The organism is Mesorhizobium sp. B2-5-3 (assembly GCF_006441005.1).
In the GTDB taxonomy this organism is placed as follows: Bacteria; Pseudomonadota; Alphaproteobacteria; order Rhizobiales; family Rhizobiaceae; genus Mesorhizobium.
In genome coordinates this window covers 318,230-341,612 of the sequence record NZ_VFUS01000005.1, presented here as the reverse complement: position 1 = coordinate 341,612, position 23,383 = coordinate 318,230, and the positions used below count along the sequence as shown (strand labels likewise).

The following is a 23,383-nucleotide window of genomic DNA, read 5'->3' as shown; positions in this document are numbered from 1 at the left end:
TTGACAGTTATGGCAAAGGGACACACCCTTCGCGCGTCCTGGGGCGTGCCAGTCGATGACGAGGAAATCGTGTCGATTGAAATCAGTCCCAGGGCCGATTGGGAGGATACCGGAGATCGATAGACGACAGCGGCGCTTGCGCTCCTGCTCGCCTGCGCGGCCCGCGAAGCCCCGAGGTGTCGCGTCCATCAACCAGGGAGAGTAATTGTGAAGATCATCAAGACGCTGGCCGCCGTCGCGGCCCTTGGCATCGCTGCCATGACCTATTCGGCGCACGCCGCCGACAAGGGTCTCGTCGGCGTGCTGATGCCCACCAAGACCTCGCAGCGCTGGATCAACGACGGCGATGCCGTCAAGTCCCAGCTCGAGGCTTTGGGCTATACGGTCGACCTGCAATATGCGCAGGACGACATCCCCAACCAGCTCAGCCAGCTGGAAAACGAAATCACCAAGGGTCCGAAGGCGCTGATCATCGCCTCGATCGACGGCACCACCCTGTCGGATGCGCTGCAGAAGGCCGCTGATGCCGGCGTCGTCGTCGTCGCCTATGACCGCCTGATCAAGAAGACGCCCAATGTCGACTACTACACCACGTTCGACAATTTCGGCGTCGGCGTGATCCAGGCGAATTCGCTGGTCAAGGGCCTCAAGGAGCGCTTCCCGAATACCAAGCCGTGGAACGTCGAACTGTTCGGCGGCTCACCCGACGACAACAACGCCTTCTTCTTCTACAACGGCGCGATTTCCGTCCTGCAGCCGCTGATCGATGACGGTTCGATCAAGATCAAGTCCGGCCAGACCGGCATGGACAAGGTCGGCACGCTGCGCTGGCTCGCCGCCACCGCCCAGGCGCGCATGGACAATCTGCTGTCAGCCAACTATTCGGACGGCAGCCGCGTCGATGGCGTTCTGTCGCCCTATGATGGCCTGTCGCGCGGCATCACCGCCTCGCTGCGCGCTGTCGGTTACGGCACGGAGGCCCAGCCGTGGCCGATCGTGACCGGCCAGGACGCCGAGACCGCCTCGGTCAAGCTGATCATCTCGGGCGAGCAGTACTCGACCGTGTTCAAGGACACCCGCGAACTGGCCAAGGCCACCGTCGAGCTCGTCGACAAGGTGCTCTCGGGCGGCAAGCCGGAAGGCCTCGACACCAAGACCTACAACAACGACGTCAAGGTCGTTCCCTCGATCCTGCTGACGCCGCATGAGGTCGACAAGTCGAACTACCAGGCCCTGGTCGTCGACTCCGGCTACATCAAGGCCGACGAACTGAAGTAAATTCGGTTGTATAGCCAGGGGTCCTGCGCAACGCAGGGCCCCTTTTCGTTCACCAGCGACCCCGGTATTGTTGCGGGTCTCGCAGGAGCACTTTACCCATGGCCTCGACGATTTTGGAGATGCAGGACATCACCAAGACGTTTCCCGGCGTCAAGGCGCTGTCGAACGTCAACCTTCGGGTCGAGGAAGGCGAGATCCACGCCGTGGTCGGCGAGAACGGCGCCGGCAAATCGACGCTCATGAAGGTGCTGTCGGGCGTCTATCCCTCCGGCACCTATGACGGCCAGATCATCTTTCAGGGCCAGGAATGCCAGTTCAAAGGCATTCATGACAGCGAACGCAAGGGCATCGTCATCATCCACCAGGAGCTTGCGCTGGTGCCGATGCTGTCGATCGCCGAAAACATCTTCCTCGGCAACGAACACGCCCGATACGGCGTCATCGACTGGAATGCCAACGAGGCGCGCACCAGCGCCCTGCTGAAGAAGGTGGGCCTCAAGGAGGACCCCAAGACGCTGATCACCAATATCGGTGTCGGCAAGCAGCAGCTGGTCGAAATCGCCAAGGCGCTGAGCAAGGAGGTCAAGCTCCTGATCCTCGACGAGCCGACGGCGTCGCTCAGCGAAAAGGACAGCCAGGCGCTGCTCGACCTTCTGCTCGAATTCAAGCGACAAGGCATGACCTCGATCCTGATCTCGCACAAGCTCAACGAGGTGAACCGGGTCGCCGACAAGGTGACCGTCATCCGCGACGGACGAACCATCGAGACGCTGTCCAGGAAGGACATCTCGGAAGACCGCATCATCACCTCGATGGTCGGCCGTTCGCTCGACGACCGCTATCCGCCGCGCGAGCCCGATATCGGCGAGGTCGTGTTCGAGGTGAAGAACTGGTCGGTCTATCACCCGCTCCATGCCGAGCGGCAGGTGATCAAGGGCATCGACATCAATGTGCGCAAGGGCGAGGTGGTCGGCATTGCCGGGCTGATGGGCGCCGGGCGAACCGAATTCGCCATGAGCCTGTTCGGCCGCTCCTATGGGCGCCGCATCACCGGCGAGGTGCTGCTCAAGGGCAAGCCGATCGACGTCTCCTCTGTGAGCAGGGCGGTCGAACACGGCATTGCCTATGTGACCGAGGATCGCAAGACCTACGGCCTCAATCTCATCGACCATATCAAGCACAACATTACGCTGGCCAATCTCGGCGGCGTGTCGCGCCACAGCGTGATCGACGATTTGCGCGAGCTTGCCGTCGCCAACGACTATCGCAAGCAGACCAACATCCGCGCCTCCAGCGTCTATCAGATGACCGGCAATCTTTCCGGCGGTAACCAGCAGAAGGTGGTGCTGTCGAAATGGCTGTTCGCCGACCCGGAAGTGCTGATCCTGGACGAGCCGACGCGCGGCATCGATGTCGGCGCCAAATATGAAATCTATACGATCATCGCGCGCCTTGCGGCCGAAGGTAAGGCGATCGTGGTCATCTCGTCGGAAATGCCAGAACTGCTCGGCATCACCGACCGCATCTATGTCATGAACGAAGGCCGCATCGTCGGCGAAATGCCCGCGGCGGACGCAAGCCAAGAAAGAATAATGCGCGCCATCGTTCGGGGAGAAGGAAAAGCAGCATGAGCACGGAAAGCGCCCCCGCCCCGCAAAGCAACGTCGCCGAAGATGTAGGGCAGCGTCCACGCATCGCCGTATCGGCGCTGGCGACGAACCTGCGCGAATACGGCCTGATCCTGGCGCTGATCGCCATCATGGTGTTCTTCCAGTTCACCACCTCGGGAACGCTGTTCAAGCCGGTGAACCTGAGCAATCTGGTGCAGCAGAACTCCTTCATCATCGTGATGGCGCTCGGCATGCTGCTGGTCATCGTATCGGGTCATATCGACCTCAGCGTGGGGTCCGTGGCCGGCTTCATCGGCGCGCTGGCGGCGATGATGATGGTGATCTGGCCTCTCGGCATATTCAGCAACCCGCTGGTGGTCTCCATCGTCTGCCTGATCGTGGGCGGCCTCATCGGCGCGGCGCAAGGCTACTGGATCGCCTATCACCGAATACCGAGCTTCATCGTGACGCTGGCCGGCATGCTGATCTTCCGCGGCATCTGCCAGGCGCTGCTCGGCGGCGGATCTTCGGTCGGGCCGCTGCCGCCCGAGTTCAAGGCACTCAGCTCCGGCTTCATTCCAGATGTCATCGGACCGCTGACGCTGATCCCGCCAACGGTGAATGCAGCCGGCAAGACGATTATGGGCAGCGGCCTGACGCTGCACATGACGACGATCGTGCTGGGCCTGATCGCCGTGCTGGCCTATGCCTATTTCGGGCTGCGGACGCGACGCAAACGCGAACGCCACGGCTATGAGGCCGAGCCGTTTACCCTGTTCGTCATCAAGACGCTGGTCGGCAGCGCGCTGGCGCTGTTCCTGGTCTACCAGTTCGCCAGCTATCGGGGCCTGCCGGTGGTGCTGCTCGTCATGGGCTTGCTGATCTCACTGTTCGTCTTCGTCACCAAGCGCATGACGATCGGCCGCCGCATCTATGCGATGGGCGGCAATGCCAAGGCCGCGCAGCTGTCGGGCATCAAGACCGAGCGGCTGACGCTTTACGTGTTCGTCAATATGGGCGTGCTGTCGGCGCTTGGCGGCCTGATCATCGCGGCGCGTCTCGGCCAGGCCGTGCCGGCGGCAGGCCTCGGCAGCGAGCTCGACGTCATCGCCGCGGTGTTCATCGGCGGCGCCTCGGCGATGGGCGGCGTCGGTCAGGTCATCGGCGCGGTGGTCGGCGGCTTTATCATGGGCGTGATGAACAACGGCATGTCGATCATGGGCGTCAATGTCGACTGGCAGCAAGTGGTCAAGGGCCTGGTGCTGCTCGGCGCCGTGATCTTCGACGTCTACAACAAGAACAAGGCCTGAACAGGTTTCAGGCGAGGCAAGCAGGAGACATACGGTCGCGGCGCTGCCGGCAATTCGCCGGCTTGAAGAAGTCCTTCAGGGACCGGGCTCGCGAGCGCAATCCGGACGAAGAGTTCAACCCGTGGCACGGCCAGTCCGAGCCGCGCAGGTCAGGGTTTGCCAGAAGGCAGCCATGCCAAGACATATGAGAGAGGACTGATCATGCTGATCTCGCAGATTCTCGACGACGCCGAGACCATCCGTGTCGTTGCCCGCACAGGCGGCAAGACCCGGATCATCAACGGCGCACGCAGCGTCTATTCGCTGGCGATGGAAGCCGCTCGTACCGGCGTCGGCCTTGCCGCGTTGATCGAACGCAAGGGGCTCGGCGAGACCGTCGATCTCGACGCCGCCTACAAGAAGGGGCGGCTGCTGTCGCCGATCAATCATCCCGATCCGGCGCATCTGCATCTGACCGGCACGGGGCTAACGCATCTCGGCTCGGCGGCGACGCGCGATTCCATGCACAAGAAGCTCAGCACCGACGGCGAGGAGCAGCTCACCGATTCCATGAAGATGTTCCGCATGGGGCTGGAAGGCGGCAAACCCGCGAAAGGCCAGATCGGGGTGCAGCCGGAATGGTTCTACAAGGGCAATGGCACGATGGCCGTGGCGCCGGGTGCCGCGCTCCTGTCGCCGGCCTTCGCCAAGGATGCCGGCGAGGAGCCCGAGGTTGCCGGCATCTATGTCATCGGCGACGACGGCGCGCCGTTCCGGGTCGGCTTCACGCTGTCCAACGAATTTTCCGATCATGTGACCGAACGCGTGAACTACCTCTTTCTCGCCCATTCCAAGCTGCGCAACGCTTCCTTCGGACCGGAGATCCTGGTCGGCGACCTGCCCGCCGACATCAGGGGCTCCTCACGCATCTGGCGCGACAGCAAGTTGATGTGGGAAAAGCCGTTCCTGTCGGGCGAAGCGAACATGTCGCACACCATCGCCAATCTCGAACACCACCATTTCAAATATTCGGCTTTCCGCCAGCCGGGCGACGTGCATGTGCACATGTTCGGCACCGCGACCCTGTCCTTCGCCGACGGCATCAAGACCGAGGCCGGCGACGTGTTCGAGATCGAGGCCGGCGATTTCGGCCTGCCGCTGCGCAATCCGCTCGAAATCGAACAGCCGGTGAAGGTGGCGGTGAAGGCGCTGTGAGATGAGCGTGATCTCCTCCCTGGTGGGAGGAGATCGGCAGCTTCCATCTCAATAAATATCGAAGTCGAAATACTTGTCCTGGATCTTCTTGTAGGTGCCGTCGGCGACGATGGCGTCAATGGCTGCGTTGAGCTTGTCGCGCAGCGCCGTATCCTCGAGACGCACGGCAATGCCGGCTTCGGTCTCGGTGCCCTTGACGTCACCGACCATCTTGCAGCAACCGTCGCTCGCCTTCTTCATCCAGTCCATCAGCACGAACTTGTCGGAAAGGACGGCGTCGAGGCGGCCGTTCTGGAGATCGGTGATTGCCTCTTCCTGGGTCGGATAGAGCTTCGCTTCGGCGCCGGCCTTGCCATAGACGTCCTGGGCGTAATTGGCCTGCGTGGTCGCCGCCTGGGCGCCGACCGTCTTGCCGGTGAGTGCCGCCGGTTCGGTCGAGGCGATGTCGCTGTCCTTCAGGGCGACGAGCGACAGCGGCGTCGTATAATATTTGTGGGTGAACGCGACCTGCTTCTTGCGCTCCTCGGTGATGCTCATCGAAGCGATGATGGCGTCGAACTTCTTGGCCTGCAGCGCCGGGATAATGCCGTCCCAGTCCTGGGTGACGATCTCGCATTCGACCTTCATCTGCGCGCACAAGGCGTTGGCGATGTCGATGTCGAAGCCCTCGACCTTGCCGTCGGGCGTGATGGTGTTGAACGGCGGATAGGCTCCCTCGGTGCCGATCTTGATTTTCTCCGCCGCATGCGCCGACAGGGCGCCGGCACCAAGCGTCAGCATGGCGGCGGCCGCCGCCGATATTATCCATTTCGAAATCTGCATTTTCATTCCCCTTGAGCGCCGCCACGTCGGCGGCCGGCGAGGCAGCCAAGCATGGCGAGCCGGCGCAGGCAAGTATCTTGCCTGACGGTGATGAGCGTTCAGGGCGCGGCGCGAAAGTGCTTGGACAGCTTCAGGCCCTGCGCCTGGTAGTTCGAGCCGAGCTCGGTGCCGTAAAGCGCCTGCGGCCGCTTCAGCATATGCTCGTAGACCAGCCGGCCGACGATCTGGCCATGATCGAGGATGAACGGCACCTCATGGCTGCGCACTTCGAGCACGGCGCGGCTGCCGGTGCCGCCGGCCGCCGAATGGCCGAAACCCGGATCGAAGAAGCCGGCATAGTGGACACGGAACTCGCCCACCAGCGGATCGAAGGGCGTCATTTCGGCCGCGTAGAGCGGCGGCACATGCACCGCTTCCTGGCTGACGAGGATGTAGAACTCGTCCGGATCGAGCACCAGCTCGCCGGCGCCGCTCTTGTGGATCGGCTCCCAGAAGTCGACGATCTCCTGCGCCGCGCGTTTGTCGACATCGACGAGGCCGGTATGGTGTTTGCCGCGATAGCCGACCAGCCCGTCACTGTCGCCGTTGAGATCGATCGACAATGCGATGCCGCCGCCGGAGATGTTCGGCGGTTCGGTGGCGACCAGCATTTCGGCCCGGTGCAATTGATGCAACTCTGCTTCCGAGAGCAGCGCATTGCCGGTGCGGAAGCGTATCTGCGAAAGGCGCGAGCCGGCGCGCACGACGATCGGGAAGGTGCGTGGGCTGACTTCGAGATAGAGCGGACCATGATAGCCGGCGGCGATCTTGTCGAACTCGTGGCCGCGATCGGTCATCACGCGGGTGAAGATGTCGAGCCGCCCGGTCGAGCTCTTGGGATTGGCGGACGCCGAAATTTCCGCCGGCAGCGCCAGGCTTTCGAGCAGGGGCACGATGTAGACGCAGCCGGTTTCCAGAACGGCGCCGTCGGCCAGGCTGATCTCGTGCAGCTTCAGCCGGTCGAGTTTTTCACTGACCTTGTGGTTGGGACCCGGCAGGAAGGACGCGCGCACCCGCCACGCCTTGTCGCCGAGCCTCAGATCGAGGCTGGCCGGCTGGATCTGGTCGGCGTCGAGCGCAAGCGACGACTTCAGCGCGCCGGACTGGAACAGCGCCGCAATGTCCTGATCGGGAAGAATTCCTGTCTGCCGCAAAGTCTGGCTCCGCTCTGCTGGTACAAGTCTCTTAATGAAGCCGGCAATTGACGCAAGCGTGGCGCGGGTCTAAAGGGTCGTTATCCCGTGGTGATTTGGCCGGTCGGCTTGCAGCCACGTTAAACAAGTCGCTAAAGGACCGTCGGGCCGCAAGGCCGCATGGACCGGTTGCGACTTTTTCGCGGCCGGTTTTTTTGTGTTTGGATAGGACGATGACGAGCAAGACGCGCAACTGGAAGCCTCAGACCGCACTCGTGCATGGCGGGACTCTGCGTTCCGGCTTCGGTGAAACTTCCGAGGCGATGTACCTGACCCAGGGCTATGTCTATGAAACGGCCCAAGCCGCCGAAGCCCGCTTCAAGGGCGAGGAACCGGGCTTCATCTATTCGCGCTACGCCAATCCGACCGTCGACATGTTCGAGAAGCGCATGTGCGCGCTCGAAGGCGCCGAGGACGCGCGCGCCACCGCGTCCGGCATGGCGGCGGTGACGGCAGCACTCCTGTGCAGCGTCAAGGCCGGCGATCATATCGTTGCGGCGCGCGCCCTGTTCGGCTCCTGCCGCTGGGTGGTCGAGACGCTGGCGCCGCGTTACGGCATCGAGGCGACGCTGGTCGACGGCACCGACATCGCCAATTGGGAAAAGGCGGTTCGGCCCAACACCAAGCTGTTTTTCCTGGAAAGCCCGACCAACCCGACGCTTGAGGTGGTGGACATCGCCGCCGTCGCTTCGCTTGCCAATTCGATCGGCGCGCGGCTGGTTGTGGACAATGTCTTCGCCACGCCGCTCCAGCAGAAGCCGTTGCAGCTCGGTGCGCATATCGTGGTCTACTCTGCGACCAAGCACATCGATGGCCAGGGCCGCTGTCTCGGCGGCGTCATCCTGTCGGACAAGAAGTGGATCGACGAGAACCTGCAGGATTATTTCCGCCATACGGGCCCCAGCCTGTCGCCGTTCAATGCCTGGACGCTGCTGAAGGGCCTGGAAACGCTGCCGCTGCGCGTGCACCAGCAGACGGAGAGCGCCGGCAAGATCGCCGATTTCCTGGCCGAGCAGCCGGAGATCGCCCGCGTCATCTATCCCGGCCGCGCCGACCATCCGCAGGCCGATATCGTGAAGAAGCAGATGTCGGGCGGCTCCACCCTGATCTGCTTTGACGTCAAGGGCGGCAAGCAGGGTGCCTTCGCCTTGCAGAACGCGCTCGACATCGTCCTGATCTCGAACAATCTCGGCGACGCCAAAAGCCTGATCACCCATCCGGCGACGACAACGCACAAGAACCTCAGCGACGAAGCGCGCGCCGAGCTCGGCATCGGACCCGGCACGCTCAGGCTGTCGGTCGGGCTGGAAGATACCGACGATTTGCTGGACGACATCGCGCAGGCGTTGAAGGCCCGATGAGGACTGGTGGCAGACCGAGGACTACAGGCCTGCCGCTTTGCGCAACGCTTCGTTCATGCGCGTCTGCCAGCCATCACCACCGGCCCTGAAACGGTCGACAACATCGGCGTCGAGGCGCAACTGTACCGCACGTTTGGGTCGCGCAAGCGGCGGTCGGCCAACTTTGCGGCGCGAAGCGGCATCGGTCGGCTGCGCATCCGGATCGGCCTCGGCGGCGGCAGTGATCGCAGCATCTTCCTCGTCGGTCCTCGCGCCAAGCGCCTTTCTGGCGAGCCCCAAAGCATCAGCGCGCGACTGCTTTGGGGGAGTAGCCTCGCGGCGCACGATCGTCTTAGAGGTTTTCGACATAGTCCGTAATCTCCTGTCTCGTTGCCTTGCGTAGCGAAATTACGCGGATCGCATGGCTTCGCTCGACATAGACCATCACATAAACGCCAGCCTCGATCAGACCGATGGCAACAAGACGATCCTCGCCTAAATCCTCGCTGTCATCGAGCCGGATAACGGCATTGGCGAAATCGAAGGACGGAGCGATCGCGAAATCCACGCCATGCTTGGCCCTGTTTGTCTTTGCCTTGTTTTCATCCCACTCGAACAGCATCGCCGTCGGGGCGCTCCATAGGTTATTGTATACACAAAAATAGAGCCTAGTTCAACAATTTTTGTATATACGATAACCTTCCTCGACATCAAGCTGAACTGCCGACATCAAGCGCGGGAGGGCGTCTCTTCGAGCTCGGCCGCCTGGGTGCCGATGGTCATGGCGTTGCCGCGCCAGTCGACGGCCCCGCCCAGCCAACCGCGCATCCAGATCGCGGGCAAAATCAGGTCGCGTGCGATCATCGCGGTGACGATGCGCGGCGACAGATACCAGCCCTTTGCCGAGGCGAGCATGCATTCCGGCAGGTAGGCGAGCGCCAGCACGCAAAGCGCTGTCATGGGCAGGCTGACGCCGGCGCTGGCCGCGGCGATCAATGCCAGCACGAGCGGAGCCGCCACGCCGGTCAGGATCTCGGGTGCGAAGAACAGCGGAAAGGTGACGCGGCGCAGGCGCGCCCAGCGGGCCTGGCGCGACCAGATCTCGCCCGGCATGCGCTGCCCGAGCGGCTGCTCGAAGGGCGAAGCGACGAGATTGACGCGCAGGCCGAGCCTGTTGACCAGTTTGGTCGACGCGGCATCCTCCGCGATCTCGGCGGCGAGCGCACGGATGCCGCCATTGGCGTCGAGCATCTGCTTGTTCCACAACATGCTCTTGCCCTGGGCAAAGCCGAGGCCAAGCGCCTCGCCGGCATATTGCCAGCGCGCCTGCAGCGTGTTGAGGAAAGCGCATTCGACTTCTGCCCAGAAGCCGTCGGGCCGCGAACCGATCGGCGTCGAGCAAACCAGGCCGGTGTCCCGCCGCCATGCCGCCATCAGGTGCTGGACGTAGTCTTTCGGCATCAGCACGTTGGAATCGGCGAGAATGACCCAGTCGTGGCGCGCTGCCTCCCAGCCCTTGACGCAGTTGTTCAGTTTCGGGTTGGCGCTGACGCGGTCGTCGCCGGTGAGCAGGCGGGCCGGCACGGCTGGAAAGCGGGCAATCGCGGCGCGGATCGGCTTGACCGCGGGGTCGTCGGCATGGGCGACACAGAAGATCAGTTCGTAGCGCGGCCAGTCGAGCGAGAAAGCGCGCTCAAGCGTCTCATGGGTAAACGGCTCGACGCCGCGCGCCGGGATGACGATCGAGACAGGCAGCGGCTTGCCGGCCGGCGGCGCGATGGCGGCGCGCCGTTTCAGGCGCGAGCAGGCGAGCAGGATGCTGGCGAGATTTGAGGCGATGAGAGCGATCGAAAGCGAGCCGGTTATGAGAGCGAGTTCCATCGATATCCGGTCACTCCAGAAAACCCGGCCCGCTTGGCGGCCGTTTTCGACAGTTCGACAGAGCGCCCGAGTCGCCCGGCATTGCTGGTGCACACCATCATTGTCATGTGTCACTCAAATGACATTGTTTGTCGGCACCTGCCCTTCAGGGACAGCAACTCGGACGCGCACGGTTGATCGAACCGCAAAGAGCGCCGAATGTTCCACACCGGATTTGTTTTGGAGCCGCTCATGTACCGCGCCGTCACGCGCAACATCGAAGTGCAGGTCAGGCCGTTCTATCTCGAGGACCGCTCGGATCCTTCGGAAAACCGCTATGTCTGGGGCTACCAGATAACGATCGACAACCAGTCCGACGAATTCGTGCAGCTGTTGTCGCGCTATTGGCACATAACCGACGGCGCCGGCCGGGTCGAGGAAGTGCGAGGTGCCGGCGTGGTCGGCGATCAGCCCGAACTCAATCCCGGCGACAGCTATCAATACACGTCGGGCTGTCCGCTCTCGACCCCGTCGGGGATCATGGTCGGTCACTACACCATGCGCAACGAGCGGGGCGAGACATTCGACATCGCCATCCCCGCCTTCTCACTCGACCTGCCGGGGACAAGGCGGACGGTGAATTAGACGAGGCGAAATCGGCGACAGCGTCGTTCTCCCCGTCACTATACGGCGAGAAATGTCCGGCAGGAATGAGGGGCAGCGCCGCCCCTCATCCGCCCTTCGGGCACCTTCTCCCCGTAGAACGGGGAGAAGGTGGAACCCTACTGCGTCGTAAATTCCGCCGGGTCGAAGTCATATTGCGTCGAGCAGAACTCGCAGGCGACGTGGATCCCACCGTCCTCGGTGCTGTCCTTGATCTCCTGCGCGGAGAAGCCCTCGAGGATGCCGCGGATCTTGTCGCGGGAGCATGAGCACTGATCGGCGACGGGAACGCCGCCGAAGACGCGCACGCCATGCTCGTGGAACAGACGATAGAGCAGCCGCTCTGCGCCGATGGTCGGATCGATCAGTTCGGTCGGCTCGATGGTGCCGAGCAGCGCCAGCAATTCCTGCCAGGAATTGTCTGTGGGATCGTGGATCTCCTCGCGCGGATCGCCATCCCCGCCGGGCAGGTCAGGAACGCGCATGCGCTCGGAGGCCTGCGGCAGGAATTGCGCCAGGATGCCGCCCGCCCGCCACTGCTCGCGCGCGCCGCCGGGGCCGGGCGTCAAAAGCTTGGCGACCGAAAGCCGGAGATCGGTCGGGATCTGCTCCGACTGGCGGAAATAGGTGCGCGCGGCCTCTTCCAGGGTCTCGCCGTCGAGTTGGACGATGCCCTGGTAGCGCTGCGTGTGAGCACCTTGGTCGATGGTCAGCGCCAGCACACCATTGCCGAGCAGCGTTTGCTGCGAGGTCTCGCCGGCCGCAATCAGCGCCTCCAGCCGGTCGGCATCGAAGCGCGCATAGGCGCGCAGCGCCGAGGGCGTGGAAAAATCCGCGACCAGCATGTCGACAGGGCCGTCGGTGCGGGTCTGCAGGATGAACTTGCCCTCGAACTTGAGCGAGGTGCCTAGCAGCACCGTCAGCACACAGGCTTCCGCCAGCAACCGGGCGACCGGCTCGGGATAATCATGGCGGCCAAGGATCGCATCGAGCATCGGCCCGAGCTGAACGGTGCGGCCGCGCACATCGAGCGGGCCGACCTCGAAGGGCACCACGTGATCATCGCCGGCGTAACCGAATTCGCCGAGTTGGGGGTGATGTTCAGCCACTTGATGGGTTTCCAGCATGACAAAGCTCCAGGGCGCGGCCATGCCGCCCTTTGGGGAGCATGCGTCTAAACGCGCTTGATTTGCGTGATGCCGCGCAGATAGGCATCGCGCCTCCGGAGATCAAGTTCCCCGGCACGTCAAGCGCCAAGACACTTCAAGTCCACTTCAGGCCCCAAGACACCAGGCAAGCACGGCCTTCTGGGCGTGGAGCCGGTTCTCGGCCTCGTCGAAGACCACCGAATGCGGACCGTCAATGACCTCGTCGGTCACTTCCTCGCCGCGATGCGCCGGCAGGCAGTGCATGAACAGCGCGTCGGGCTTTGCCTTGGCCATCAGCTTGGCGTTGACCTGGTAGGGCGAAAACACGTTGTGGCCGCGGGCACGGTGCTCCTGGCCCATCGACACCCAGCAGTCGGTGACGACGCAGTCGGCCTGGTCGACGGCTTCCTCTGGCGAGCGGGTAAAGGAGAGCTTGCCGCCATGTGCGGTTGACCAGTCGACGTGCTTCTGCGCCGGCTCGCTGCCTTCGGGCACCGCGACGTTGAGGTTGAAGCGGAACCGCGCCGAGGCTTCCAGCAGCGAATGCAGCACGTTGTTGCCGTCGCCAGTCCAGGCGATGGTCTTGCCGGCGACCGGACCGCGATGCTCCTCGAAGGTCATGATGTCGGCCATCAGCTGGCAAGGATGGGTATCGTCGGTGAGCCCGTTGATCACCGGGATGGTTGCATTCTCGGTCAGCTCCAGCAGCCGCTCATGCGAGGTGGTGCGGATCATGATGGCATCGACATAGCGCGACAGAACCTTGGCTGTGTCGGCGATGGTCTCGGACCGGCCGAGCTGCATCTCGGTGCCCGTCAGCATGATGGTCTCGCCGCCAAGCTGACGCATGCCGACATCGAAGGAGACGCGCGTGCGCGTCGACGGCTTGTCGAAGATCATCGCCAGCACCTTGCCTTCGAGCGGTTTCGAGCGCTCGCCCGCCTTGAGGCGCGCCTTGCGCTCCATTGCGTCGGTCAGCATGGAGCGCAGGTCGCCTTCGGAAACGGCGGAGAGGTCGGTGAAATGACGAAGTGACATCAGGAGCTTTCGAATTTACTTCGCGGCTTCAGCGGCGATGGCCTCGGACAGGGCCTTGGCGCCGGCGCGAATGCGCTCCAGCGCTTCATGGATCTCGCTGTCCGTGACGGTGAGCGGCGGCAGCAGGCGAATGACGTTGTCGCCGGCCGGAACCGCGAGCAGATGCTGGTCGCGCAGCGCCATGTTCACCTTGCCGTTGGGCATGGCGCATTTGAGGCCCAGCATCAGCCCCGTGCCCCTGATGTCCTCGATGACCTCGGGGAATTCGTCGGCCACCCCTGCCAACCCTTGCTTCAACAACAGCGCCTTGCGCTGCACATCCGCCAGGAAGCCCTCCTCCAGCACCACGTCGAGCACGGCATTGCCGACCGCCATGGCCAGCGGGTTGCCGCCGAACGTAGTGCCGTGGACGCCCGCGGTCATGCCGACAGCCGCCTCGTCGGTGGCAAGGCAAGCGCCCATCGGGAAGCCGCCGCCAATGCCTTTGGCGATGGCCATGATGTCTGGAGCGACCCCCGACCATTCATACGCGAACAGCTTGCCGGTGCGGCCGATGCCGCACTGGACCTCATCGTAGATCAACAGCAGGCCGTGCTGGTCGCAGAGCTGCCGCAGCCGCTTCAGCGACTGTGTCGGCACCGGGCGGATACCGCCCTCGCCCTGCACCGGTTCGATCAGGATCGCCGCGGTATCCGGCGTGATCGCCTTTTCGGCGGCGTCGATATCGTCGAAGCCGACCTGGTCGAAACCCTCGACCTTGGGGCCGAAACCTTCGAGATATTTGTACTGGCCGCCGGCCGCGATGGTCGCCAGCGTGCGGCCATGGAAGGCGCCCTCGAAAGTGATGACGCGGAAGCGCTCGGGATGCCCCTTGACGAAATGGTAGCGCCGCGCCGTCTTTATCGCGCATTCCAGCGCCTCGGCGCCAGAATTGGTGAAGAACACCTTGTCGGCGAAGGTGGCGTCGGCCAGCCGCTCGCCGAGCCGGCTCTGCCCCGGGATCTCGTAGAGATTGGAGACGTGCCAGAGTTTGGCAGCCTGCTCGGTGAGCGCCGCGACCAGATGCGGATGGCCGTGGCCCAGCGAATTGACGGCTATGCCGCCGGCAAAGTCGAGATATCGCTCGCCCTTGTCGGTAACCAGCCAAGTGCCTTCCCCGTGATCGAAGGCCAGGGGTGCGCGAGCAAAGGTCTCGAAAAGCGCCGAACCGCTCATTATATGCGTCTCCGGAACCGGAAAATCAAAAAAGCCGCCAAAGCGGCGGCCTTTGCGGCTTATCGGGTTTTTCAGCCATGAAGTCAACGAAAACGTCGCGTAGTGGCGCGCGGCAAGCCTCCCGACGGGACGCCGGCTCATAAGTGAGCTGGCAAGTTGGGGAAAACCGAAAAAACCGATTCGTGTTGCACTTCGGACTCTTGTCACCGAGTCAGCGCATAAGGTAGTTGTAGTCGGGAAATAACTAGATTTCGTGCGGCGGACCTAATCACCAGATATATGTGGTGTCTGCCCCAGCAGTGGTGCTGGGCCGGGAATGGATTCCGATTGCCGTACGCTTAGCAGGAGCGCGGTCATGAATTGGACTGACGAGCGGGTCGAACTCTTGAGAAAACTGTGGTCGGAAGGTCTGAGCGCAAGCCAGATTGCTGCCCAGCTTGGAGGGGTCAGCCGCAATGCCGTCATCGGCAAGGTGCACCGGCTGAAATTGTCGGGCCGCGGGCGCGCCACGGCAGCGCCGGCACGCCAGAAGAAGACGGCGCAAGGGTCGGGCGCGCAGAAATCGGTGTCGCGCCCCGCGAGTGCGACCCGCCACGTCACGACATCGATCGGAGCAACGGCGCTGCAAGCGCAGTTCGATGCCGAGCCGGTGGCCCGCCACTATATCCGGCCGGTCGAGAATGTGGTGGTGCCGATCTCGCGGCATCTCCAGCTCACCGAACTCACCGAGCGCACCTGCAAATGGCCGAACGGCGATCCGCTGTCGGAGGACTTCAATTTCTGCGGCAACGAAGCCGCCGAAACCGGACCCTATTGTAAATACCATGCCCGCGTGGCGTTCCAGCCGGCAGCGGAGCGGCGGCGGAATAGATAAGGGACTAAGGCAGTAGGGCAGTAGGGCAGTATGTTTTGAATTTGCGCTCCCGAGCGTTTAGCCTACTGCCTACTGCCTACTGCCCTACTCTCACAGCCATCCATTCTTGCGAAACCGCCAGTAGAGGAAGCTGCAGATCAGCGCGATCGCCAGCAGCACCATCGGGTAGCCGTATTCCATCTTCAGTTCCGGCATGTCGCTGAAATTCATGCCGTATATGCCCGCGAAGGCTGTCGGCACGGCCAGGATTGCCGCCCATGAGGCGAGCTTTTTGGAGATCGCCGTTTCCTGGCTCTGGCCCACCAGCAGGCTCGCCTCGAAAGCAAAGGCCAGCACTTCGCGCAAGCTGTCGATCTTTTCCTGGACGGTGCGGATATGGTCGGTCACGTCGCGAAACAGCGGGTGCATGGCTGAATGGATCTGCGGCAGGTCGGCGCTGGTCAGCCGGCGGCAGACCTCCACCAGCGGCAGTGCGGCATTGCGCAGCCGCAACAGATCGCGACGCAGCATATAAAGGCGTTCGATATCGGGGCCGGTCATCGGCTTCAGCAGGACCCGGTCCTCGATCGCCTCGACCTCATCCTCGATCTGCTCGAGCACCGGCATGTAGTTGTCGACGATGAAATCGAGAATGGCATAGAGGACGAAATCCTCGCCCTTGGCCAGTGAATGCGGGCAGCTTTCCCAGTGCTGGCGCACCACAGCATAGGATGTCGAAGGGCCGTGCCTGACGCTGACGATGTAGCCGCTGCCCACGAACAGATGCGTCTCGCCGAAGGTGACGCGGCCCTCGATCAGCTGCGCGGTGCGGGCGACGATGAACAGCGCATCACCATATTGCTCGATCTTCGGCCGCTGGTGCGGATGCTCGGCATCCTCGATTGCGAGCTCATGCAGATGAAATTGCGCCTGCACGCGCAGCAGAAGCTCGCGGTCGGGTTCAAGCAGCCCGATCCACACGACGTGTCCCGCTTTCCTGGCCCATGTGCCGGCTTCCTCGATCGGGATGTCGGCGATGCGGCGCCCGGCTGTGTAGACGCTGGAGGCGATGACGGCCGATGTCGGCGGCGCAGGCTTGAAGTCCCGGACATATTCCATCGCAGCCTCCCGAAGCACTGCCTTTGCGGGGAACCAGCAGGCTTGCCTCAGGGATAGTCTAGCGCAATACGACCAAGCGTTCGAGAGAAAGTGCGTTCACTTGATCGGCTGCGTTGCGGAAAGGCCGATCTTGTCCGTCTTGTCGCCCTTCGGCCGGTCGGCAGGCATCTGGTCGCCGGTGACGATATAGTAGATCGTCTCGGCAATGTTGGTGGCATGGTCACCGATGCGTTCGATGTTCTTGGCGCAGAACAGCAGATGCGTGCAGGGCGTGATGTTGCGCGGATCTTCCATCATGTAGGTCAGCAATTCGCGAAACAGCGACGTGTACATGGCGTCGATCTGGTCGTCGCGGTCACGTACGAAGCCGATCCTTTCGACCGAGCGCGAGGCGTAGACGTCGAGCACTTCCTTGAGTTGGGTCAACGCCAGGTCGGCCAGGGCTTCGAGGCCGCGGAACAGGCTGGTCGGCTGGCGCCCGTCGGCAACCGCCACCACACGCTTGGCGACATTCTTGCCGAGATCGCCGACCCGCTCGAGATCGGCCGAGATGCGGATCGCGCCGACGATCTCGCGCAAGTCCGTCGCCATCGGCTGGCGCCGGGCGATGATGATGATTGCCCTGTCGTCGATTTCGCGCTGGCCTTCGTCGAGGACGGCGTCGTCGCGGATCACCTTCTGGGCAAGGCCGGGATCGGCATTGACCAAGGCGGAGATCGCCTGTTCGACCATGCGTTCGGCATGTCCGCCCATGGCGGCGATGCGCTTCGACAGATCTTTCAGCTCCTCGTCATAGGCGCTGACTATGTGCACGGACTGCATGACCGGATGCCTTCCCACGGATGATCTGATTTTGAGTCGTTTCCTCGAAACCCCGCTGATACGCTAACCGGATGACAGAAAAAAGAAATGGCACCTTGGAAACTAGGGCGGCTCAGGCCGCCGGCAAATGAACCGAGAAGGCGGCGCCCTTGCCGACTTCGGACTTGATCGAGAGCCTGGCGTTGTGGCGCGTCAGGATATGCTTGACGATCGACAGGCCAAGGCCTGTGCCCTTCTGGGTTCGACTGCTCTCGACGTCGACGCGATAGAAGCGCTCCGTGATGCGCGGAATGTGCTCCTCGGGAATGCCGGGGCCAAAATCCCTGATCGTCACGTCGATGCCCGCTTCGCCCTCGGCGTCGCCGCGCTCGATCGACACCACCACGCGGCCGCCCGACTGCCCATATTTGCAGGCGTTTTCCAGAAGGTTCTCGAAGACCTGGAACAGTTCGTCGCGGTCGCCCGGCACGTCGAGAGGGCCGTCGGCGAAATCCCGCTCGATGACGACGCCGTTTTCCCGCGCCAGCGGGGCCAGCGAATCGATGACGCTGTCGACGGTCTGGCGCAGGTCGACCTCGGTCCCCGGCCGCAGATAGGGCTTCATCTCCAGCCGCGACAGCGACAAAAGGTCATCGATCAGGCGTGCCATGCGGCCGGTCTGGTTCTGCATGATCTGCAGGAACTGCTCGCGCGCCGCCGGGTCATTGCGGGCCGGTCCGCGCAGCGTTTCGATGAAACCCGATATCGAGGCGAGCGGCGTGCGCAATTCGTGGCTGGCATTGGCGATGAAATCTGCGCGCATGCGGTCGATGCGGCGCGCTTCGCTCTGGTCCTTGAACACCATCACGTAGAGATCAGTGCCGTGACCGACGGAGGAGGCACTGACCCGGTAAGTCCGCTCGACCGGCAGCCTCTCGGTGTAATCGATGACATCCGACGCGACCTCGCCCGACAGCACGCCGTCCAGAAGAGCCTGCATTTCCGGCGCCCGGAATTTCAGCGACAACGATACGCCAGGCGCGATGCCGCCGAAGGCGGCGAAGGCGGCGGCGTTGGCATGAACGATGGCCGCGGCATGGTCGAAGATGATCAAGGGGTCGGCGACGGCCGCCGCCAGATATTCGCCGGACAGGCGTTGCAGGCCGATGGCCTCGATCGCCGCGCCGCTTTCGCCGGGCTGGCGCGTGGCTCCAGCCGGTATCATCGCCGCCACCAGCAGCAAAGCCAGCGCCGGCAGCAGCACATAGGCGGAAATGCCCGCAAAGGCATAAACCGCCATGACCGCGACAAGACCGGCGACCAGCAACCATCGGCTGTTCCACAGCCGCGCGGCAAGCGCCTGCGTCACGCCCTTCTCATCTGCGCCCTGGTCCGCCATTCGCGCCTGCGCCCCGCTCCCGGTCCGGCAATTTCGCTGGACCGGCCTGGCGCATGACGCCGAAAAATCAGAATCGATTTTCGGAAAGGATCATGCGCAAAATCCAAAAGTGCAGCGCCCTTTGCGTCTGAAGCGGCGCGCGGCACTGCAATGGCTCAATAGCACGAGTCCGTAAGCTGGAAAGGTTCGTCTCGATGAAAAAAGCCAAGGAAAACACCGCCGCGCCGACCCCGGGGCCGCTGAAGCTCAGGATCAACGGCAAGGAGCGGGAGTTCGACATCGAGAATCCAGCACTGCCGGACTGGATCGAGGAGCGCAAGCTGACCGCGGGCGGCTATCCCTACGACAAGAAGATGAAAAGCGACGAATATGACGAGACGCTCGAGGCATTGCAGATCGAGCTGGTCAAGGCGCAGGCGTGGCTGCAGTCGACAGGCAGGCGGATGATGGCGCTGTTGGAGGGCCGCGACGCGGCCGGCAAGGGCGGCACGATTTTCGTCCTGCGCCAGTACCTCAATCCGCGCACGGCACGCAACGTGGCGCTGACCAAGCCGACGCCGACCGAGCTGGGGCAATGGTACTACCAGCGTTATGCGGACCACTTCCCGACCGCGGGCGAATTCGTCACGTTCGACCGTTCCTGGTACAACCGCGCCGGCGTCGAACCGGTGATGGGCTTCTGCACGCCAGAACAGCACGAGAAGTTTCTCGACGAGACACCGCACTTCGAAAGGATGATCGTCAATGACGGCATCCACTTCTTCAAATTCTGGCTGAACATCGGCCGGGAAACGCAGCTCGAGCGATTTCACGATCGCCGCCACAGTCCGCTGAAGAGCTGGAAGTTTTCGCCGATCGACATTGCCGGCATTACCAAGTGGGACGATTACACCAGGGCGCGCGATACCATGTTCGAGCGCACCCACAAGGAATTCGCTCCGTGGATCATCGTGCGTGCCAACGACAAGCGCCGCGCGCGGCTGGCGGTGATGCGGCGCATCCTCCTGTCGCTGCCTTATGACGGCCGCGACCTCGACATCATCGGCAAGGAAGACAAGAAAATCATCGGCGAAGGGCCGTCATTCCTGGCAAAACAGGACTGACGGTGCCTGCGCCACGCGGCACTGGACCGCGTGGCGCAACGCCTTCGGCGCGACGCTCAGGCCGCCAACCGGGCAATCCGCTGCAGCCGCCGCAGCGTGGTGTCGTCCTGCAGCGCCTGCTGGAACAGCGAGATCTCCTGATCGATGCGTTCGCAAAGTTCCGCGGGGTTCCCCTTGAGCAGGCCCCGCGTCTGCAGCAACGCGGCGACCGGCTTCCTGGCGAGCTGCCTTGCCCGGCCGAGGGTTGCCTCCTCGACGCTGCCTTCGGAGACAATCTCGGCGACCAGCCCGAGCGCCCTGGCGTCGTCGGCGCGCAGCGTGTCGCCGAGGCAGAAAAAGCGGAAGGCGCCGGCGTAGCCGAGCTTCTGCGGCGCCAGGATGCTGGTCGCGGCATCCGGCACCAGGCCGAAATCGACGAACGGCACCCGGAACGTGCTTTCGGCGGACGCGATCACCATGTCGCAATGGAACAGGATGGTGCAGCCGACGCCGACCGCATCGCCGTCGACACAGGCCAGTATGGGTTTGGGGAACGTCGCCAGCGTGCGGAACATGTCGGTGACGGCGGCGATCAGCTTCTGGTGCTTGGTAGCGTCGAGGAATTCGGAAAAATCGCCGCCGAGGCAGAAGCAGCCCGCCAGGCCGCGCAGCACGACGACACGAACGTCGTCATTGTCGGCGGCTTCGTGGAACGTCCTTGCCAGGCTTTCATAGGCCCTTCTGTCGAGCACCGGCCGGCCGTCGGTCGACGATACGGTGACGATCAGCGTGTGGTTGCGCAGTTCGGGTTGCGGGTGCGCGTTCATGGCCGTTTCCGATCTCATGACGCCCGCCTTTGCCCGAACATATCGGGATATCCCCTGGCCAGAACGGGAGCGTGGTGATTGCGGCGCGAACGCACCACATCCAGCGTGTGCTCATTGAAGGTGAGCAGCGTCGCGACGACCTGCTGGTTGCCATAGGTGCGCTGATAGCCCAGCGGCGTGGCCAGGAAATGCAGCTGCAGCGCGCGCAGCACCCACATCGGCTCGAACTCGATGATCACCTTGTCGACGCCGCGCTTCAGCCCCCACTCGACGAAGCCGGCAATGAGCTCGGTACCGACGGTCGAAACGCCTCGGCGGCCGTCGCGAAAGCCGGGTGCCACTGCATAGCGGGTCAGTTCCCAGATGTTCGGACCCGACGGCGGCGTTCCCACGGAAAGATCGGCCAGCACCTCGGTCAAGAGATGTGGCCGCGTGGTCGGCAACATCCTCTGATAGCCCGCGACCTCGTTGCCTCTGATGACGATCTGATGCACCGCTTCGTCATGATCGAACTGGTCGATCTCGAAGCCATCGGGGCGCCGCAGGTCCTCCCACCCCATTTCCTCGACGAAAATCCTGTAGCGCAGCCGATGCACGGCCTCCCACAGATCGGGATGTTCCATCAGTTCTTTTGTTGTAAGGGAAAAAATCATTTTGCCGTCTCCTGTTCAAGAGGAAGATACGGCCGTGCCCTCGCAAGAAAATTACGCGATCACGTAGGCAGGAATTTCTAGGCCGACCCGGCCGACCTAACTAATATAGCCGCGCCTTATCGCTTCAGCGACTGCCTGTACGCGGTTGACGGCGCCGAGTTTGCTTTTGGCGTTAAGGAGGTGTTTCTCCGACGTGTGTTCCGAGATGCCGAGGATTTGCGAAATCTCCCATTCGGACTTGCCGACGGCGGCCCATTGCAGGCATTCGCGTTCGCGCGGTGTCAGCTCTACGCTATCGATGGTCTTGCTGGCCTTCGTGTGAAGCTGCATGGCGCGGCCCACCGCATAGGTCGACACCAGCGACACCAGGCCGAACTCGGCGGCGGACAGTTCCACGGCCTCGCCACCCAGTGACACCATGACGATCTGGCCGTCGAGCGTGATCAGCGGGAAGGCCAGCCCGTCGCGCAGCTTGAACACGACGGCGTCGCCCATCACTTCGCCGCTGCTTCTGTCGATGCTAACGCCCTGGGCCGCTTCCCGCCACTGGAACGGCGCCTGCAACTGTTTCATGTGGCTGACGATCGGGTCGTGATCGACATAGTTGCGCGCCACGTAGCGCTCCAACCATTCGACAGGCCAGTCGCAAAGCAGCACATGCTGCTTTTGCTGGCCGGTCGGCGTGCCCGGTTGCGGTACGGTGCCCGCCATCAGAGCGGTCAGGCCAAAATCCGACGTTATGCCCAACAGCCTCTCGCAAACCGCAGCCGCCGTTCCGGCTTGCTGCAGGTGATCTATGTATTCCAGCGTGCGATCGAACTGACCCATCGCAACATCAAACCCCATGTTGCCTCGTTGAAATCGATGATCCGTGCCTTGTTGGCACTTCGCCACCGACCAGGGATTGCAAAGCGTTGCCTTGTGGTTGTGGTTCTCGACCCTGGTCCCCACCAGGGCAGCCACCGCTGTTTGCAAACCTGCTAAAGCATATCCTGAAATCGACGCGTTGAAATCAAAAAGCATTGTGCCTGTACTATTTTCGTACCAGAACCGATGCGAACACAGGTGCGGTGGAAGTTTATCATGGCGTTCCAGCGGAGGTCTCTCGTCCTTGCGTCGATGCTGATCGCGTCGCTGGCGTTGGGTGAGCGCGCGCGCGCGGCCGAGCCGCAGGTGCCGGTGCTGTGGGATGCCAAGGAGCGGCTACCGAAACCGGATCTCTCCGCACTGCCGCGGCTGCGGTTCCTGACCACCACCGATTTCCCGCCCTTCAACTTCCTGGACGCCGCGGGAAAGCTGTCCGGTTTCCACATCGACCTGGCGCGCGCCATCTGCGCCGAGCTCGGCATCGTCGACAAATGTCAGATCCAGGCATTGCCCTGGGCCGAGCTCGAAGGAGCGCTTGAGAAAGGCGAAGGCGAAGCGATCATCGCCGGCATCGCCGCGACGCCGCAGTCACGCCAGACATACGCCTTCTCGCGGTCCTACCTGCAATTTCCGGCGCGCTTCATCATGCCGAAGGGCGAGGCGCTGACCGAGCCGCTGTTCGCCAAGCTGCGCGGCAAGCGTGTCGGCGTGATATCAGGCTCGGCGCATGAGCGCATGCTGCGCGATTATTTCAACACCGTTCAGGTCGTCACCTTCGACAGGCCGGAAGACCTCTACGCCAACCTCAAGGCCGGCAAGATCGATGCCGCCTTCGGCGACGGCATGCGTTTCGCCTTCTGGCTGGGCGGTTCGGATGCGGCCGGCTGCTGCCGCTTTGCCGGCGGACCTTATCTGGCGCCGGAATATCTGGGTTCGGGCATGGCCGTCGCCGCCCGATCCGATGACCCGGCGCTGGCCGCCGCTCTCGACTACGCGCTGCAGGAGATTTCGCTGAAAGGCACGTTCGCCGAGTTCTACCTGCGCTATTTCCCGGTCAGTTTCTTCTGATCCG

23 protein-coding genes and 1 riboswitch are annotated in these 23,383 nt (G+C 63.0%); of the genes, 9 read left to right on the top strand and 14 right to left on the bottom strand.

The genetic code is table 11. The features are described from left to right. Nucleotides 1–207 precede the first annotated feature (207 nt). From chvE to araD1, 4 genes are all read left to right on the top strand, one after another. A complete protein-coding gene (gene chvE / locus FJ867_RS14525) occupies nucleotides 208–1,278 on the top strand; it encodes a multiple monosaccharide ABC transporter substrate-binding protein (protein ID WP_140496611.1) in 1,071 nt (356 codons plus the stop codon). A 98-nt stretch (nucleotides 1,279–1,376) separates the two neighbouring features. Further along, nucleotides 1,377–2,909 (top strand): multiple monosaccharide ABC transporter ATP-binding protein, encoded by a 1,533-nt coding sequence (gene mmsA, locus FJ867_RS14520; protein ID WP_140496613.1) that lies wholly within the window; start codon nucleotides 1,377–1,379, stop codon nucleotides 2,907–2,909. Next, on the top strand, nucleotides 2,906–4,198 hold the full coding sequence (mmsB, locus tag FJ867_RS14515) for a multiple monosaccharide ABC transporter permease (RefSeq protein WP_140496616.1): 1,293 nt from the start codon (nucleotides 2,906–2,908) through the stop codon (nucleotides 4,196–4,198). The genes mmsA and mmsB overlap by 4 nt, the downstream gene beginning before the upstream one ends. 201 nt (nucleotides 4,199–4,399) lie before the next feature. Then, a complete protein-coding gene (gene araD1, locus FJ867_RS14510; RefSeq protein WP_140496620.1) occupies nucleotides 4,400–5,392 on the top strand; it encodes an AraD1 family protein in 993 nt (330 codons plus the stop codon). A gap of 48 nt (nucleotides 5,393–5,440) precedes the next feature. On the opposite strand, the gene FJ867_RS14505 is transcribed toward araD1, so the two are convergent. Both FJ867_RS14505 and FJ867_RS14500 read right to left on the bottom strand, forming a co-directional pair. Then, a complete protein-coding gene (locus tag FJ867_RS14505; protein WP_140496622.1) occupies nucleotides 5,441–6,214 on the bottom strand; it encodes an ABC transporter substrate-binding protein in 774 nt (257 codons plus the stop codon). Nucleotides 6,215–6,312: 98 nt separating this feature from the next. Next, complete coding sequence (locus FJ867_RS14500; protein ID WP_140817713.1) at nucleotides 6,313–7,407, bottom strand: 2'-deoxycytidine 5'-triphosphate deaminase; 1,095 nt, start codon at nucleotides 7,405–7,407, stop codon at nucleotides 6,313–6,315. A gap of 77 nt (nucleotides 7,408–7,484) precedes the next feature. Further along, a riboswitch (SAM riboswitch) is annotated at nucleotides 7,485–7,562 on the top strand. A gap of 57 nt (nucleotides 7,563–7,619) precedes the next feature. On the opposite strand from FJ867_RS14500, the gene FJ867_RS14495 reads away from it, so the two are divergent. After that, nucleotides 7,620–8,807 carry an O-succinylhomoserine sulfhydrylase gene (locus FJ867_RS14495; protein ID WP_140738475.1) on the top strand — a complete coding sequence of 396 codons (1,188 nt, stop codon included), beginning with the start codon at nucleotides 7,620–7,622 and terminating at the stop codon, nucleotides 8,805–8,807. A gap of 21 nt (nucleotides 8,808–8,828) precedes the next feature. Here FJ867_RS14495 and FJ867_RS14490 read toward each other — a convergent pair whose 3' ends face one another. From FJ867_RS14490 to FJ867_RS14480, 3 genes are all read right to left on the bottom strand, one after another. Next, a complete protein-coding gene (locus FJ867_RS14490; RefSeq protein WP_140496628.1) occupies nucleotides 8,829–9,155 on the bottom strand; it encodes a BrnA antitoxin family protein in 327 nt (108 codons plus the stop codon). Then, complete coding sequence (locus FJ867_RS14485) at nucleotides 9,139–9,408, bottom strand: BrnT family toxin (protein ID WP_140624803.1); 270 nt, start codon at nucleotides 9,406–9,408, stop codon at nucleotides 9,139–9,141. The genes FJ867_RS14490 and FJ867_RS14485 overlap by 17 nt, the downstream gene beginning before the upstream one ends. 107 nt (nucleotides 9,409–9,515) lie before the next feature. After that, a complete protein-coding gene (locus FJ867_RS14480; protein WP_140560867.1) occupies nucleotides 9,516–10,667 on the bottom strand; it encodes a ceramide glucosyltransferase in 1,152 nt (383 codons plus the stop codon). Between the two features lie 231 nt (nucleotides 10,668–10,898). Here FJ867_RS14480 and apaG point away from each other — a divergent pair, with 231 nt between their 5' ends. Further along, nucleotides 10,899–11,291, top strand: coding sequence for a Co2+/Mg2+ efflux protein ApaG (gene apaG / locus FJ867_RS14475; protein ID WP_140496634.1), 393 nt, complete (start codon nucleotides 10,899–10,901; stop codon nucleotides 11,289–11,291). Nucleotides 11,292–11,428: 137 nt separating this feature from the next. On the opposite strand, the gene FJ867_RS14470 is transcribed toward apaG, so the two are convergent. The 3 genes from FJ867_RS14470 to FJ867_RS14460 form a co-directional block, all read right to left on the bottom strand. Then, nucleotides 11,429–12,460, bottom strand: a complete 1,032-nt coding sequence (locus FJ867_RS14470) for an Hsp33 family molecular chaperone (protein ID WP_140817711.1) — start codon at nucleotides 12,458–12,460, stop codon at nucleotides 11,429–11,431. 123 nt (nucleotides 12,461–12,583) lie between these two features. Continuing rightward, on the bottom strand, nucleotides 12,584–13,495 hold the full coding sequence (argF, locus tag FJ867_RS14465) for an ornithine carbamoyltransferase (protein WP_140685018.1): 912 nt from the start codon (nucleotides 13,493–13,495) through the stop codon (nucleotides 12,584–12,586). A 15-nt stretch (nucleotides 13,496–13,510) separates the two neighbouring features. Then, nucleotides 13,511–14,710, bottom strand: coding sequence for an aspartate aminotransferase family protein (locus FJ867_RS14460; protein WP_140685019.1), 1,200 nt, complete (start codon nucleotides 14,708–14,710; stop codon nucleotides 13,511–13,513). A gap of 355 nt (nucleotides 14,711–15,065) precedes the next feature. On the opposite strand from FJ867_RS14460, the gene FJ867_RS14455 reads away from it, so the two are divergent. Next, nucleotides 15,066–15,584: a GcrA family cell cycle regulator gene (locus tag FJ867_RS14455; protein WP_140496642.1), complete on the top strand. Its 519-nt coding sequence runs from the start codon at nucleotides 15,066–15,068 to the stop codon at nucleotides 15,582–15,584. A 90-nt stretch (nucleotides 15,585–15,674) separates the two neighbouring features. Here the strand turns inward: FJ867_RS14455 and FJ867_RS14450 are convergent, their stop codons facing one another. From FJ867_RS14450 to FJ867_RS14440, 3 genes are all read right to left on the bottom strand, one after another. Further along, nucleotides 15,675–16,682, bottom strand: coding sequence for a magnesium and cobalt transport protein CorA (locus FJ867_RS14450; protein ID WP_140496643.1), 1,008 nt, complete (start codon nucleotides 16,680–16,682; stop codon nucleotides 15,675–15,677). Between the two features lie 96 nt (nucleotides 16,683–16,778). Beyond that, nucleotides 16,779–17,504: a phosphate signaling complex protein PhoU gene (gene phoU / locus FJ867_RS14445; RefSeq protein ID WP_140496645.1), complete on the bottom strand. Its 726-nt coding sequence runs from the start codon at nucleotides 17,502–17,504 to the stop codon at nucleotides 16,779–16,781. Nucleotides 17,505–17,616: 112 nt separating this feature from the next. After that, on the bottom strand, nucleotides 17,617–18,882 hold the full coding sequence (locus FJ867_RS14440; protein ID WP_140557631.1) for an ATP-binding protein: 1,266 nt from the start codon (nucleotides 18,880–18,882) through the stop codon (nucleotides 17,617–17,619). A gap of 194 nt (nucleotides 18,883–19,076) precedes the next feature. Between FJ867_RS14440 and ppk2 the strand changes: the two genes are divergently transcribed. After that, nucleotides 19,077–19,985 (top strand): polyphosphate kinase 2, encoded by a 909-nt coding sequence (gene ppk2, locus FJ867_RS14435; RefSeq protein ID WP_140817709.1) that lies wholly within the window; start codon nucleotides 19,077–19,079, stop codon nucleotides 19,983–19,985. A 56-nt stretch (nucleotides 19,986–20,041) separates the two neighbouring features. On the opposite strand, the gene FJ867_RS14430 is transcribed toward ppk2, so the two are convergent. The 3 genes from FJ867_RS14430 to FJ867_RS14420 form a co-directional block, all read right to left on the bottom strand. Beyond that, on the bottom strand, nucleotides 20,042–20,791 hold the full coding sequence (locus tag FJ867_RS14430) for an enoyl-CoA hydratase-related protein (RefSeq protein WP_140496652.1): 750 nt from the start codon (nucleotides 20,789–20,791) through the stop codon (nucleotides 20,042–20,044). A gap of 14 nt (nucleotides 20,792–20,805) precedes the next feature. After that, nucleotides 20,806–21,444 (bottom strand): acyl-homoserine-lactone synthase, encoded by a 639-nt coding sequence (locus tag FJ867_RS14425; protein ID WP_140496654.1) that lies wholly within the window; start codon nucleotides 21,442–21,444, stop codon nucleotides 20,806–20,808. Between the two features lie 96 nt (nucleotides 21,445–21,540). Next, nucleotides 21,541–22,467, bottom strand: a complete 927-nt coding sequence (locus tag FJ867_RS14420) for a LuxR family transcriptional regulator (RefSeq protein WP_246675045.1) — start codon at nucleotides 22,465–22,467, stop codon at nucleotides 21,541–21,543. 60 nt (nucleotides 22,468–22,527) lie between these two features. On the opposite strand from FJ867_RS14420, the gene FJ867_RS14415 reads away from it, so the two are divergent. Then, nucleotides 22,528–23,379: a transporter substrate-binding domain-containing protein gene (locus tag FJ867_RS14415; protein ID WP_140496656.1), complete on the top strand. Its 852-nt coding sequence runs from the start codon at nucleotides 22,528–22,530 to the stop codon at nucleotides 23,377–23,379. Nucleotides 23,380–23,383 lie beyond the last annotated feature (4 nt).

Bases quoted from the DNA above. Each gene is read 5' to 3' on its own strand.
- FJ867_RS14485 (WP_140624803.1), bottom strand. From the start codon at position 9,408: ATGCTGTTCGAGTGGGATGAAAACAAGGCAAAGACAAACAGGGCCAAG.
- mmsA (WP_140496613.1), top strand. From the start codon at position 1,377: ATGGCCTCGACGATTTTGGAGATGCAGGACATCACCAAGACGTTTCCC.
- FJ867_RS14425 (WP_140496654.1), bottom strand. From the start codon at position 21,444: ATGATTTTTTCCCTTACAACAAAAGAACTGATGGAACATCCCGATCTG.
- FJ867_RS14440 (WP_140557631.1), bottom strand. From the start codon at position 18,882: ATGGCGGACCAGGGCGCAGATGAGAAGGGCGTGACGCAGGCGCTTGCC.
- apaG (WP_140496634.1), top strand. From the start codon at position 10,899: ATGTACCGCGCCGTCACGCGCAACATCGAAGTGCAGGTCAGGCCGTTC.
- FJ867_RS14470 (WP_140817711.1), bottom strand. From the start codon at position 12,460: ATGGCCGCGCCCTGGAGCTTTGTCATGCTGGAAACCCATCAAGTGGCT.
- FJ867_RS14450 (WP_140496643.1), bottom strand. From the start codon at position 16,682: ATGGAATATGTCCGGGACTTCAAGCCTGCGCCGCCGACATCGGCCGTC.
- FJ867_RS14490 (WP_140496628.1), bottom strand. From the start codon at position 9,155: ATGTCGAAAACCTCTAAGACGATCGTGCGCCGCGAGGCTACTCCCCCA.
- araD1 (WP_140496620.1), top strand. From the start codon at position 4,400: ATGCTGATCTCGCAGATTCTCGACGACGCCGAGACCATCCGTGTCGTT.
- FJ867_RS14495 (WP_140738475.1), top strand. From the start codon at position 7,620: ATGACGAGCAAGACGCGCAACTGGAAGCCTCAGACCGCACTCGTGCAT.
- FJ867_RS14430 (WP_140496652.1), bottom strand. From the start codon at position 20,791: ATGAACGCGCACCCGCAACCCGAACTGCGCAACCACACGCTGATCGTC.
- FJ867_RS14505 (WP_140496622.1), bottom strand. From the start codon at position 6,214: ATGCAGATTTCGAAATGGATAATATCGGCGGCGGCCGCCGCCATGCTG.
- mmsB (WP_140496616.1), top strand. From the start codon at position 2,906: ATGAGCACGGAAAGCGCCCCCGCCCCGCAAAGCAACGTCGCCGAAGAT.
- FJ867_RS14480 (WP_140560867.1), bottom strand. From the start codon at position 10,667: ATGGAACTCGCTCTCATAACCGGCTCGCTTTCGATCGCTCTCATCGCC.
- FJ867_RS14460 (WP_140685019.1), bottom strand. From the start codon at position 14,710: ATGAGCGGTTCGGCGCTTTTCGAGACCTTTGCTCGCGCACCCCTGGCC.
- FJ867_RS14420 (WP_246675045.1), bottom strand. From the start codon at position 22,467: ATGCTTTTTGATTTCAACGCGTCGATTTCAGGATATGCTTTAGCAGGT.
- ppk2 (WP_140817709.1), top strand. From the start codon at position 19,077: ATGAAAAAAGCCAAGGAAAACACCGCCGCGCCGACCCCGGGGCCGCTG.
- phoU (WP_140496645.1), bottom strand. From the start codon at position 17,504: ATGCAGTCCGTGCACATAGTCAGCGCCTATGACGAGGAGCTGAAAGAT.
- argF (WP_140685018.1), bottom strand. From the start codon at position 13,495: ATGTCACTTCGTCATTTCACCGACCTCTCCGCCGTTTCCGAAGGCGAC.
- FJ867_RS14415 (WP_140496656.1), top strand. From the start codon at position 22,528: ATGGCGTTCCAGCGGAGGTCTCTCGTCCTTGCGTCGATGCTGATCGCG.
- FJ867_RS14455 (WP_140496642.1), top strand. From the start codon at position 15,066: ATGAATTGGACTGACGAGCGGGTCGAACTCTTGAGAAAACTGTGGTCG.